We start from the raw sequence: 12403 nt of genomic DNA on the forward strand, positions 1-12403 counted from the left end.
TATGAGCGGCGGCGCCGAGGTGCGGGCGTGGCGGCCCAGGCTGGACGGGGTCGTCGAGGTCCTGCACGCCCACTTCCCGTCGCACGCGTACCCGAGCCACACGCACGATGCCTGGACGGTGCTGATCGTCGACGAGGGCGCCGTCCGGTACGACCTCGACCGCCATGAGCACGGTCTCGCCCAGGCGCAGGTCTCGCTCCTGCCGCCGCACGTTCCGCACGACGGCCGGTCGGTGCTGCCCAACGGTTTCCGAAAACGTGTTCTCTACCTGGCACCGGACCGGCTCGACGAAGGCTTGATCGGCGCGGCCGTCGATCAGCCCGAGTACGTCGATCCGCTGCTGCGGCACCGGATCCACCAGCTGCATCTAGTGCTCCGTGACGGCCGGGAGGATCTGGAGGCCCAGAGCCGTCTGACGTTGATCGAGGAGCGCCTGCAACAGCATCTGCGGCGACAGGTGGAGGCACCGGCCGAGCGGCACGGCGTCGGCGCGGCCCGGCTGCGCGATGCCGGCGTCGCTTCCCGGCTGCGCGACATGCTGGATGCCCATGTGCCGGACGGGATCACCTTGCAGGATGCGGCGAAGCTGGTGCACGCGCATCCGGCGCATCTGGTGCGGGCGTTCAGCCGGGAGTACGGGATGCCGCCGCACCGGTACCTGACCGGGCGACGGGTCGATCTGGCGCGGCGGTACCTGCTGGACGGGCGCCCGGCTGCGGAGGTGGCGACGCTGGCCGGGTTCTACGACCAGTCGCACCTCAACCGGCATTTCCGGAAACTGCTCGGTGTCACACCTGCGCGTTTTGTGAAGCCTTAGACGCCTTGTAGGCGCGGACGCCCCAGGTGCCGAGCAGTGCAGCGATCAGCAGGTTCACGACGATCAGGATCGTGTGCGCGACGTAGTACCCGGTCGGGCGGTCCTCGGTGTCCACGAGCGCCTTGATGAAGCGCAGGTAGGTGAGGACGTTCCAGGCCGCGATGGCGAGCAGGACGAGCGCGTGTTTCCGTTCGAGTTTCACTCAGCCATTCTGACTGGGGCGGTCGACGGTGCGGAGCAGCTGGGTGCGGTTGGCCACGCCGAAGCGGCGGTACAGGCGGGTCAGCTGCGATTCGACCGCCTTCACCGACAGGTACAAGGCCGCGGCGATCTCGCGGTTCGTGGAACCGTCGCGGACCATCGAGACGATCTGCTGCTCGTTGTCGGTCAGCTCGGACGGCTGCCGGCTCCGGCTCGGTACGTCGAGGCGGGCGAGCTCGGTCTCCGCGACCTCGCGCCACGCGGGCGCGCCGTACGCCTCGAACCGCTCGATCGCGTCCAGGAAGGCGGTCCGGGCGACCGACCGGCGCCGGGCCTGCCGGGCGATCCGGCCGCGGGTCAGCTCCGCGCGGGCGAGATCGAGCGGGTAGACACGGTCCCCGGCCGAGCCGACCGACTTCTCGATCAGCGCCAGCGCCGCGGCCGGGTCGCCCTGTTTGGCGACCAGCAGTGCCTCGGCACGGTCCAGGCCGAGCTTGACCACAGCGCGGTCCAGGTTCTCGGCGCGGGTGCGGATCTCGGCGATCAGGGCGGCCGCGTCGTCGAGCCGGCCGGCCGCGACCAGCGCCTCGGCGTAGTCCGCGTGCCACGGAATGACGGCCGGGTCGTACGGCATCGCGGCCTCCCCCGATCCGGCGATCGCGTCGAACGCCTCGACCGCGCGCTGCGGGTCGCCGGTGAGTACGCCGATCAGCCCGATGGTGGCCAGCGCCGGGCCGGTCCACTCGTCGTTCCCGGCCTGGTGGACGCCCTCCAGCGCGGCGTCGGCGAGCTGCTTGGCGATGGCCGCCGTACCGCCGGCCCACTCCGCGCGGCTCGCGACGACCAGGCCGACCTCCGACTCGTCGCCGATGTCCTGCATCAGCTGGTAGCACTCGTGGCCGGCGGCGAGCGCGTCGGCACCCCGGCCGCTGCGCTCGTAGATCGCCGTCGCGGAGATCAGTACGGACGCCAGCCAGCGCATTGCGCCGTGGTCGCGGACCTCGTCGGCGAGCGCGTTGATCGCGGTGATCGCCTCGGCGGTCCGGCCGCGGAACAGCTCTTGCATCGCGGCCATCTGACGGGCGTTCACCGTGGTCCGGGTGAGAGGCAGGCCCTTGGCGAGCTCGGCGGCCTGCTGCAGCACCGCGTCCGCGGACTGCTCGGCGTCGCGGGCGATCAGCACGGAACTGGCGGCGCTCAACGCGTCGACGACCGCATCGGTGTCGCCTGCCTCGCGCGCCAGTTCCTCGGCGATGCGGGCGTCCTCCTGCGCGTCGTCGAGGCAGCGGTCGAAGTAGTGACTGTGGCTGCGCTCGATCCGGACCCGCGCCTCGAGCCGGTTGTTCCCCGCGGCCGCCTCGAATGCCTCTGCGAGCAGCTCCACCCGGCGGTCGCGCTCCGGCCACACGGCGTCGGCGCACAGCAGGAGCGCCGGGACGCGGGTCTCCGGGGTCGTGGCGACCTGCGCGGCGAGTTGCGCCATGTCGGCCGACTCCGCGAGGTGCCCTGCCGCGGCGGCGTCGTCCGCGGCCCGGGTGAGGCGGCGGGCCCGCTCATCGGGATGGGTGCACGGGGTGCGCTCGGCACTCAGCCGCCACAGGGTCGCGGCCGCGCCGGGCGCCCCACGACCCGCGGCGACCGTGGCGGCCTCCTCGATCGCGGCGGCGAGCTGCGGGTCGGCCTCCTGGGTGGCGAGCGCGCGGTGGGTCGCGTTCTCGACCGGTTCGTCGACCGCGGCAGCGAGCTTGGCATGGGCGCGTCGACGGTCCGCCGACGTCGCTTCGGCGTACACGAACTCGCGCAGCAGCGGGTGCGTGAAGCGGAGCCGCTCGGCGGAGATGTCGATCAGGCCGAGGGTCTCGGCCTCGGCGAGGTCGGCGTCGATCGCGCGGTCGAGCGACTGGGCGAGCTGGGTCGTGGTCGGGCGCGGCGACGACGCCGCGTGCAGGAGCAGCTCGTGGGTCGTCGTGGACAGGTCCGAGAGCCGCTCGCCGAGGAGCGTCTTCAGGCGGCTCGAGACCGGGAGCGGATCGTTGGGCGAGACGCTCCTCGGGTGCCGCAGTACGGCGCGCCCCAGCTCCAGGGCCATGAACGGGTTGCCGGCGCTCGCGGTGAAGATCCGGCGGGCGGTCCGGACCGGGAGGGGGCTGGACAGGCGCTGACGGAGCAGGCCGAGTACGTCGGGCTCGGTCAGCGGCGGGACCTCGAGCTGCAGGACCGGCTCCGGGCACGCGTCGGTCATCATCGGCAGGTCGCCGTCGGCCACCTGCTCGGTCGCGAGCAGGTGCACCCCTTCGGACAGCCGGCGAGCACAGAACGTGAGCACCTCGAGGCTCGACGGGTCGACCCACTGGATGTCGTCGACGACGATCAGCACGGGACCGGTCGTGGCGAGGCGGCGCAGGACGTGCAGGACGGCGAGTCGTACGGCGAGCTCGTCACGGACCGTGTCCGGCGCGCTGGCCTTCAGCAACGCCACCTCGAGCGGCTGCCGCAGGTGGTCCGGGAGGACCTGCCAGGCGAAGTCGAGCTGATGCGAGAGCAGGTCGAGGAGTGTGACGTACGGGAGACCGGCCTCGGCGTTGGACGGCGCGGCGCTGAGGATCCGGCAGCCCTTGCGGCCACGCTCCGCGACGAGCGCCCGCGCGAGAGCGGACTTGCCGATACCGGTCGGGCCGTAGAGCAGCACACTGCCGCTGGTCTCGAGCTGCTTGGTAGCACGCTCGACCAGTCCGGCTCGCCCGACCAGCTCGTCGTCTGTCATCCAACTCCTCGAAGGATTACATTCGCCGATTATCACAGCCCGAGGGGCATGATCCGAGCGGTCACGACGGCACGATCGTGCCGGGGCACCGGATGGTCTCCACACGACTTTGGGCACCCGCCAACCGTTTTCGCGGCTGCGAAACGGTTGGGGGGTGCCCGAAGTGGGGTCAGATGGATTCGAGGTACGCCGCGGCGAAACCGAGCACGACCAGCACGGCCACCGGCGTGTAGTTGAAGGTGCTACCACTGACGGGGCTGACCTGCGGCAGCATGAACAGGACCGTGATGAACGCGACCCAGACGATCGCGACGATGCCGATCGGGCGGCTCCAGCGCCCGAGGTGCCACGGGCCGGGCTGGAAGTTCTTGATGACGCGGTGTTCCGGCCGGTACGGGCCGGGAACCCGTTCGAGGAGACGGTCGAGCGGTTGCTGCAGGCAATCAAGCTCGGCGTCGTCGTGCCCGGCGACCGGTTGCCGCCGGAGCGCGAGCTCGCGACCCGGCTGAACGTCAGCCGGGTCACGCTCCGCGAGGCCGTCCACGCCCTCACCGAGGCCGGGTACGTCGAGTCCCGCCGCGGCCGGTACGGCGGGACGTTCGTCAACGAACAGCTCCCGAAACCCCGCCGTACGTCGGCCAAACGCCTCGCCCGCGACCTCGCCGCCGGTCTCGACGACGCCCTCACCCTGCGGTTCGTCCTGGAAACCGGCGCCGCGGAGGCCGCCGCTTCCCGTGCCCTGACCGCCGCCGAACGCGACCACCTCGAGCGTTGCCTCGCCGACACGTCCACGGCCCGCCTCGCCGACTACCGCCGCCTGGACTCCCGCCTGCACCTCGCGATCGCCGAAGTCACCGGCTCACCGTCCCTGACCTCCGCGATGGCCGACGTCCGCATGCGCCTGAACGAACTCCTGGACGCGATCCCGCTGCTGGAACGCAACATCCAGCACTCCAATGAGCAACACCAGGCTGTCGTCGACGCCATCCTCGCCGGTGCGCCCACCACCGCCCGCCAGGCGATGCAGGAACACCTCGCCGGCACCGAGGCCCTGCTCCGCGCCTTCCTCGCCTAGGTCCTGGCCGGCGCCGCTTTCAGACGGCGGTGATCGCCTGGACCATCAGTTCGTTGCGGGCGTCCTGACCCGCGGGCACGGTGGTGTGGACGCCCTCGCGGAGGAGCTGCGTCATGCGGGAGGGCTGGGCCGCCAGGTACTCGGCCCAGCGGACGATCCGCAGGTTCGGGTACTTCTTGTCGGCGTCGTGGATCTGGGAGTTGATCCAGGCGCTGTTGCGCTGGTCGGCGACCTGGACCGCCGCCGCCTTCGCGGTGCGGGAGATCTGGGTGTTGACCCAGATCACCGTGCGGTTCGAGCCCACGATCCGCATGGTCCGGTCCACCTGCGCGGCGAACACCGGCGGGTTGAAGATGTCGTTGGTCCCGGTGGCCATCAGGATCCGGCGCGGCAGGCCGTACTTGAGCGCCCAGTTCTCGAGCGCGTCCACGGCCGGCCTGGTCGGTCGCCCGGACCAGTTGTGGACCGCGAGGCTGATGCCCGCACGGCTCATCAGCCTGGTGGCCAGCGCTTTGCCGTCCTGTACGGCGATGCTGTCACCGAACATGTACACACCGTCATGGTCACGGACATAGGTGATCGTCGCGGCAGTCGAGATCGACCGGCTGAGGATCGTCCAGTCCCCCAGCGCGCCGGATCCGTACAGATCGGCGGCAGTGGCCGGCTGCGCCGACTCCGTCGTCGCGACCCCCGCGACCGCGGCCGCCGCCCCCGCCATCAAGATCTGCCGTCGATTTGGTTTCAGGTTCTTCACGTTCCCCACAGACGGAAACTGTGGGCTATACCAATCGATCGGCGCAAGACCAGGTATTAGAACGTTATATCCGCACGGTGCGGATTGCAGCTTGTTGCAATCCGCACCACCGGATCCGTCTCAGCTGACGGTCAGGATCTTGTTCGCGGTGAACGCCTGTGCGTGGTCGGCGTCGGCCGGGAACCACACGCGGTACGCGATCTGCCCGCGGATCGCCGGCTTGATGCCGAACGCGTACGCCCCCGAGGTGGTCAGCTTGACGGACGCGATCGACCTCCACACCCGGTTCGAGTACTGCTGCAGGTAGACCGGTTTGCCGTAGTGCGCCGGGGCGACGTACCCGCTGAACTTCGTCACCTGTCCCAGGCGGATCGTCGACGGCGACAAGGTCGCGGAGATCGTCGGGGCGACCTGCACCGTGAGATCGACGGTCCGGGTGCCCATGAGGTCGCCGTTGCCGGGGAAGGTCATCATGAACACCGACGACACCAGCGGCTTGTAGGCGTAGCTGACGGCGCCGGTCGAGGTCGTCTTCAACGACGCGAGCAGCTTGAACGTGGACGAGTTCTTCGGGCGTACGTACAGGTTGACGGGCAACCCGGCGTACGCCTTGTTGTCGATGCGCAGCGTGCTGCCGCGCACGGTGATCGTGCCGCCGTAGTTGATCAGCGCCGCCGTACTGCTGATCGTCGTCTTCATCCCCAGCAGTTGTGAGACCGCGACCGGGCTGACCTTTCCGCCTCGGTCCTTCACCCAGGCGGCGTACGTGTAGGTCACGCCTTGGGCGAGCCCGGTGTTCTTCACCGCTGTCGCCGTGCCCGCGTAGACCAGCGTTCCGGTCGTGAGCGTCGGGACCTGGCTGCCTGCGTTGCGCCGGACGATCACCTGGTCCAGATCGGGCAGGGCGGGGACCTGCCAGGACAGGTTCGCGGCCAGATAGGCGCCGGTGGCGTCGAAGGCGGGCTTGGGCGGAGCCACGTCGAGCGTCGAGAACACGCTGCTGAACGGGACGAGATCGGCGCCACCGGCTTCCTTCACACCGCTCACGACGATCCGGTACGGCGTGTTGTCCAGCAGTGGTGTGGTCGGCGCGATGACGGCCTGCCTGGTTTCCAGGTCGTACGTCACGCCGGCGCCGACCGTCGTACTGGTCCTGCCGTGGACGAGGCGGACCGTCGTCTGGTTGACGCTGTCGGCAAGGACCGCGCGGGGGAACGTGACGGCCGGGCGCGTGTCGAGCGCTTGACCGCTCGCGAGGTCGGGCGGCTGCACCTCCCGCGCCGGGTAGCTGACGCCGGGGTTGGTACCTCCCGCGCCGGTCTCTTCGATGGTCAGCTCGTACGGCCGCGTGTCCCGCGAACCGTTGGCGTTGCGGACGGCAATGTAGGTGCTGCCCATGGCCGCGCTGACGTCCGCGGTCGCGGTCAGCGGTCCCCACGTCCCGGAGGTCGGGAAGGGCGTCACGGCGGACGTCAGGAACTTCAGATCGGTGTCGTAGACATCGATCCGCGGGCCGAAGTTCACCGAGTACTGGTCGCCGTTGAACTCGGGGCCGGTCAGCGTCACGCGCAGGTTGCGCGCGGCGGAGCTGACGACCTCGTACCAGTCGACCTCGCCTTCGGTGCTGATCGTCGTACTGATCGAGCTGGACAGCGGGATCGCCCGCTCCGGCTGATCGTTGAGGTCGATCGGGTTCGCCGGGAAGTCCGGCGCCCAGCGGCCGCCGAGGGCGGCGTACGCATCGAGCATGCCGGCGCCGTAGTACGGGTCCTTGCCGCGCGGGCCGGCGTCGCGGGTGAAGGTCTTGAGCCGGGCTTCGAGCTGCGCGGGCGTGAGCGTCGGCCACTTGTTCTTCACCAGCGCGGCGACACCGGCGACGATCGGCGCGGCGCACGACGTACCGCTGCAATAGGCGTACTGGCTGGTCCCGCGCAGGGTGGTGCTGAGGACGTCCCAGCCCGGAGCTGCGATGTCGACCCAGTCGCCGTACGAACTGAAGTCGGTGAGGACGGCGCCCGCGTTGGTCGCGCCGACCGCGATCACCTCGGGGTACGCCGCCGGGTACTGCAGGACCGCGCTGCCGTCGTTGCCCGCCGCCGCCACGACGACGACGCCCTTGGCGATGGCGCGCTTGATCGCGTCGTGCAGGACCGGGTTGTCGCCCGGGCTGGCGAAGGACAGGTTGAGGACGGTCGCGCCGTGGGTGATCGCCCAGTCGATGCCCTCGACGATGTCGAGATCGTTGGCGATCCCAGTGGATCCGGCGACCTTGACCGGCATCGCCTTGGCGCTCCAGCCGACACCCGCGATGCCGACACCGTTGTTGGCGTTGGCGGCGATGATGCCGAGGGTCATGGTGCCGTGACCGTTGTCGTCGACCGGGTTCGGCCGGGTGGTCGAGGTCGCGTTGTAGCCCGGGACGAGGCGGCCGGCGAGATCCGGGTGTCCGGCGTCGACGCCGGTGTCGAGGACCGCGACGATCTGGCTGCCGGTCGACTTGGTCAGGTCCCAGGCCTGCGGGACGCGGACGGTGTTGAGGTAGGCCTGCTGGACCGAGCCGTAGTACGGATCGTTGGGCACGGCGGCGATCCGACGCCGATAACTCAGCGAGGCGACCTCGACCGCCGGGTCCCCCTTGACCTTCTTCAGCAGGTCCTGGGCCGCGGCATTGCCCTTCAGCTTCACGACGCCGGAGGACGCTTCCTCCTCCACCACCCCAACCTTGGAGACCGCAGCCCTCCGCGCCGACGCCGTCGCCTTCTTCTTGAACTTCACCATGACGACGTTCGGCTCGACGTCAGGCGTGGACGTCTCGTGCCGCGAGAACCCCACCCGCTGCGGCCCAGACTCAGCCGACCCGGAAGACCCGCTCAACACCACCAGCGACCCCGCCACCATCACAGCCGGAAGCCCCCACCGCACCCAAACCGCCCGACCAACCACAACGCCCCCAAGGGGTGTAAGAGTTACGAACGCCGGGAGTATCTCAGAGGTCTACACCAGACCGCTCCCCCATCCACCTGCCAAAAGCTGCAATCTCCTGTCCTCGACAGCCGTCCGCCGGGCGCGCTCCATGCTGCTGGTGAGGACCAGGACGAGTTCCTCGGCCACGTCGAGAGAAGGTCTACGTAGGCTCATGTGCACGTGCCTTCAGCACCCTGCATGCATGGACATGCCAAACCCCCGCATGGCCGAGCGACAACCTGATCTCACCCATCGAGGAATCCGCCCGCCAGGGGGCGCCGGGGAGTATTGACGTCAGCTTCGCCGGAGCCGAAGGGAAGGCCCAGTTAGTCGGCGCCGGATCGTCGTCCCGAGCGCTGCGCTGGCCTGCGAGACCTCACAACTCGATCGAGGGATAGCCCAACACACGAGCCACCACTTCATCTGGACAGGGTTCGCGATCGAATTCACCTCGGACACGCCTCTATCCAGATCTGCGCCGCTGTCATAGTCGCCCGACATCAGCCGCACCGCAACTTCAAGGAGACGGGAGCGATCGACGGAAATCTTTCTCCGAAGTCGTAGGACGGGAAGAATCTCGGCCCCGCCGCCGGTGTGCGGTTGCCACCCAACGCGCACAGGCAGTCCCATACGCGCCACGTCGTACTGCGGGGAAACTCGGGCTCGCGGTCCGCCTGTTGGAGCTCGTCGCGCTGGTGACAGCAACTGCTACGGACGCGGCTACTTTGCCTGACGTACCCGTTCGGGAGTTCGGTTCCCACCAAAGTGGCGCCGCTACAGCTCCTCGACGCGCAGCAGGTCAATCCCGACCTCGGTGAGGCTCGGCAGCGGCACCGCCGTGAGATCCTGGGTGATGTAGCAGAGGGTCGTGTAATCACGAAAATCTGCTTCGGTCAAATACCCGTCGTCGTCCTCGAAGTTGGCTTGCACAGTGACTTCGAGGCCACTGCGATGCCCTCGAAGATGCGCTCCACCTAGATAACCGCTCTCACGCTCGACGAATTTCACTCCTAATGCCACGGTCAGATTTCGTCCGACCGTGGCAATATCGTCACGTGAACCAAGGAGCCAGAAGCGCTTCTTCGGCTGTTGACGAGTGAAGACCTCCACCTCAACGACCATTCCAGTACTCCTCGCCTCGCGCAGGCCGCCCTACCAGTCAAGACTAAGTCTCCCACTCCGGTAGTTGTTCAGCGTGTACTTCGCGTCCGCTGTGTAGTCACCTCCGGCATGCTCAAGAACGCTGACGACTGCCGCTGCACGGGCTGAGGCGAGCGGGAGTGCGTGGGTAGCGGCAAGCAGCCGGAGCGGTGGCTCCGGATCGTCGAGTAGCGACTCGATTACTCGATGGCCGACCTCAAGGCTCACGGATCTCCTTGTAAAACCTGTGATGGATCCTAAATAAACGATTCGCCTTCCTCGGGTCGTGTTTGGCGCCCGCCCATTCAAGGGCCAAGATCCGGTAGCGGTCGAGAATCTCAGCTTCGTCTACTCTCATGGCAACGGACTCCTCGCTGAATCTGGGACCCGAGTTGGCTCAAATTAGTGCGCACTGTGGGGTCAGGTGATCTGCGCGAGGGCGTCGCGTAGGTCGGTGGGGAGTGGGTCTTCGGCGGTCAGGATCCGGTGGTCGGCGCGGATCTGGACGGTGCGGTAGCGGCGCGCGGTTTGGACGAACTTCTTGATCGACCAGCCGGTGCAGTCCTCGATGAATCGGCTGACCGCGAGGGCGGCGAACACGATGGTCAGGTGCGCGTCGATGGACTCGCGTTTGTGGTGGTAGATCGGCCGGGCCTGCAGGTCGTGCTTGGACATCCGGAACGACTTCTCGATCCGCCACAGGTTGTGGTAGGCACCGATCACGAACTCCGGAGTTGGGTTCTGGATGTTGGTGGTGTAGCCCTTGAGCCCGGCCAGGTCGCGGGCTTTGGCCTCGAGGTCACGGTTCACGGACTTGGTCGTGCCGGTGAGCTTGATGAACCGGTTGCGCTTGACCGCGACCTTCCCGGCAACGGCCTTCTCGGCTTTGGCGACTTGTTCGTCGATCCCGCGCAGCGTGCGGCGGGCCCGGTCGGCCTTGTACTGGTAGTAGATGACCTTGTCGCGGCGCCCCTTGGCCTTCTGCGCCTGCGTGGCCGGCCAGGGCTGAGTGAACACGTGCCCGTCAGGGATGTCTTCGCCTGAGTGGTTCGTGCGCCACTTCTTCACCACATACGGTAGCTCGGGGATCTTCGTGCCGAGGATGAACGACAGCTTGGCGTCCTCGATCGCGTTCTGGTTGGCGTCGGAGATCATCCCGGCGTCCGCGACCACCGTCACATCGCGCAGATCGTGCGCGGCCATGAAGGAACGAATGACCGGGAGCATGGTCTTGGTCTCGGCCTTGTTCCCCTCGAACGCCTCGACCATCAGCGGGAACCCCTCGCGTCAGTTAACAAGCCGATCGTGATCTGCGGCTCCAGCCGGCGTTCCTTGGAGAACCCCGGCTCCCGGAACCCGTCGCCGGTGTCGGTCTCGAAGTACAACGTGGACACGTCGTACAACACCAGCGACGCCGGCCCCAGCGCCGCGCACGCCGCGCACGCCGCCGCCAGCCGCTGCCGCCACGACGCCTTCGCATAGGCCGGCAGGCGACGCTTCAGCGTGGCATACGACGCCGCGGCGATCCCGGTCTCGGTCAGCACCCGCAGCGAGTCCAGCTTGCTGGTCGGCTCGATGATCCGCGCCAGCACCAGCTGCCTGAACACCTCATCCCCGCCGGTGGCCGCCTCGAACCCGAGCGCGTCAAAGCCACGGCACAACGCGTCCCACAGGTGCCCCATCCGCGACGACGTGATCTCCAACGGCCCCCAACCGGCCGCCTGTTCCAGGCCGAGGTCCAGCTCACCCTGCCCCGCCGCCAACCGCTGCGCAGCCGCCGCCTTGAGCGCCTCCAGCTCCGTGTCGTCATGCGCCGAGCCCAGATGCTCGATATCGCGCGACCCACGCCGAGACGAGTACACGATCTGGACCGCCGTCGCCCCCGACGCGGTCTTCACCGTCCGCACATACGCCACAAACCCCGACCCTACGAGCCCGATTAGTGCGCAAATCCAGCCACCCCGCACCACGAACCCGCAGGTCACAGCCCCACGCTCGCCATCAGCCCCCGATCGTGAGCCAAGTCAGGATTCAAGGAGAACACCGATGTGCGGGTCCTGGCCCGTGACGCGGGCGTGAGCATCGCCACGGCCTACCGGTACGTGCACGAGGCGATCGACGTGATCGCCGCCCAGGCACCCGAACTGCCCGAGGTACTGGCCGAAGCGCTGCGCCAGGGGTGGGCGTTCGTCTGCCTGGACGGCACATTGATCCCGTGCACGCGGGTCAGTGCACCATCCGAGGCCGGGCACGACCTGTGGTATTCCGGCAAACACAACCAGCACGGCGGCAACATCCAAGTGCTGGCCGATCCCGACGGCTGGCCCGTCTGGGTCTCCGACGTCGAACCAGGCTCGACCCACGACATCACCGCCGCCCGCATCCATGCCCTGCCCGCGCTCTACCCAACCGCAGCGGCCGGCCTGCCCACCCTCACCGACAAGGGCTACGCCGGCGCCGGCATCGGCATCCAGGTACCGACCAAAGGCCACGCGCTGTGCTCCGACAACCGAGCTCGCAACAGGCTGATCAACGCCCTGCGCGCTCCCGCCGAGCGCGCCAACTCCCTGCTCAAGAACACCTGGCGAGCCCTACGGCGCATCACCCTCGACCCCTGGAGAATCGGCCCCATCACTACCGCCGCACTCGTCCTACTCCAACTCCAGAAACCCAGCCGGTGAGAAAACC

The 12403-nt window shown here is 68.5% G+C and carries 7 protein-coding genes and 2 pseudogenes; 3 read left to right on the forward strand and 6 right to left on the reverse strand.

Annotated features, from left to right (window positions below; genetic code table 11):
- Position 1 precedes the first annotated feature (1 nt).
- Positions 2–817, forward strand: a complete 816-nt coding sequence (locus BJY22_RS39885) for a helix-turn-helix transcriptional regulator (RefSeq protein ID WP_167217336.1) — start codon at positions 2–4, stop codon at positions 815–817.
- Here the strand turns inward: BJY22_RS39885 and BJY22_RS39890 are convergent.
- Positions 789–1019: an SCO4848 family membrane protein gene (locus tag BJY22_RS39890; RefSeq protein WP_167217338.1), complete on the reverse strand. Its 231-nt coding sequence runs from the start codon at positions 1017–1019 to the stop codon at positions 789–791. The genes BJY22_RS39885 and BJY22_RS39890 overlap by 29 nt on opposite strands.
- Positions 1020–3782 (reverse strand): AAA family ATPase, encoded by a 2763-nt coding sequence (locus tag BJY22_RS39895; RefSeq protein ID WP_167217340.1) that lies wholly within the window; start codon positions 3780–3782, stop codon positions 1020–1022.
- 379 nt (positions 3783–4161) lie between these two features.
- Between BJY22_RS39895 and BJY22_RS39905 the strand changes: the two genes are divergently transcribed.
- Positions 4162–4857 carry a FadR/GntR family transcriptional regulator gene (locus BJY22_RS39905; RefSeq protein ID WP_337759814.1) on the forward strand — a complete coding sequence of 232 codons (696 nt, stop codon included), beginning with the start codon at positions 4162–4164 and terminating at the stop codon, positions 4855–4857.
- Between the two features lie 19 nt (positions 4858–4876).
- Here the strand turns inward: BJY22_RS39905 and BJY22_RS39910 are convergent, their stop codons facing one another.
- The 4 genes and pseudogenes from BJY22_RS39910 to BJY22_RS39925 form a co-directional block, all read right to left on the reverse strand.
- Positions 4877–5575, reverse strand: coding sequence for an SGNH/GDSL hydrolase family protein (locus tag BJY22_RS39910; RefSeq protein ID WP_167217342.1), 699 nt, complete (start codon positions 5573–5575; stop codon positions 4877–4879).
- 156 nt (positions 5576–5731) lie between these two features.
- A complete protein-coding gene (locus BJY22_RS39915; protein WP_337759815.1) occupies positions 5732–8443 on the reverse strand; it encodes a S8 family serine peptidase in 2712 nt (903 codons plus the stop codon).
- A gap of 906 nt (positions 8444–9349) precedes the next feature.
- The gene (locus BJY22_RS39920) at positions 9350–9697 is read right to left on the reverse strand and encodes a hypothetical protein (RefSeq protein WP_167217344.1); all 348 of its coding nucleotides are present in this window, start codon (positions 9695–9697) and stop codon (positions 9350–9352) included.
- 438 nt (positions 9698–10135) lie between these two features.
- Positions 10136–11631: pseudogene (locus tag BJY22_RS39925) on the reverse strand (IS1634 family transposase).
- 114 nt (positions 11632–11745) lie between these two features.
- On the opposite strand from BJY22_RS39925, the pseudogene BJY22_RS39930 reads away from it, so the two are divergent.
- Positions 11746–12396: pseudogene (locus BJY22_RS39930) on the forward strand (transposase family protein); the annotation flags it as partial.
- Between the last annotated feature and the right edge of the window lie 7 nt (positions 12397–12403).

Source organism: Kribbella shirazensis, from assembly GCF_011761605.1.
GTDB lineage: Bacteria > Actinomycetota > Actinomycetes > Propionibacteriales > Kribbellaceae > Kribbella > Kribbella shirazensis.

Excerpts from the sequence above, each read along its gene's own strand:
- BJY22_RS39885 (WP_167217336.1), top strand. The coding sequence starts at position 2 with ATGAGCGGCGGCGCCGAGGTGCGGGCGTGGCGGCCCAGGCTGGACGGG.
- BJY22_RS39895 (WP_167217340.1), bottom strand. The coding sequence starts at position 3,782 with ATGACAGACGACGAGCTGGTCGGGCGAGCCGGACTGGTCGAGCGTGCT.
- BJY22_RS39910 (WP_167217342.1), bottom strand. The coding sequence starts at position 5,575 with ATGGCGGGGGCGGCGGCCGCGGTCGCGGGGGTCGCGACGACGGAGTCG.
- BJY22_RS39920 (WP_167217344.1), bottom strand. The coding sequence starts at position 9,697 with ATGGTCGTTGAGGTGGAGGTCTTCACTCGTCAACAGCCGAAGAAGCGC.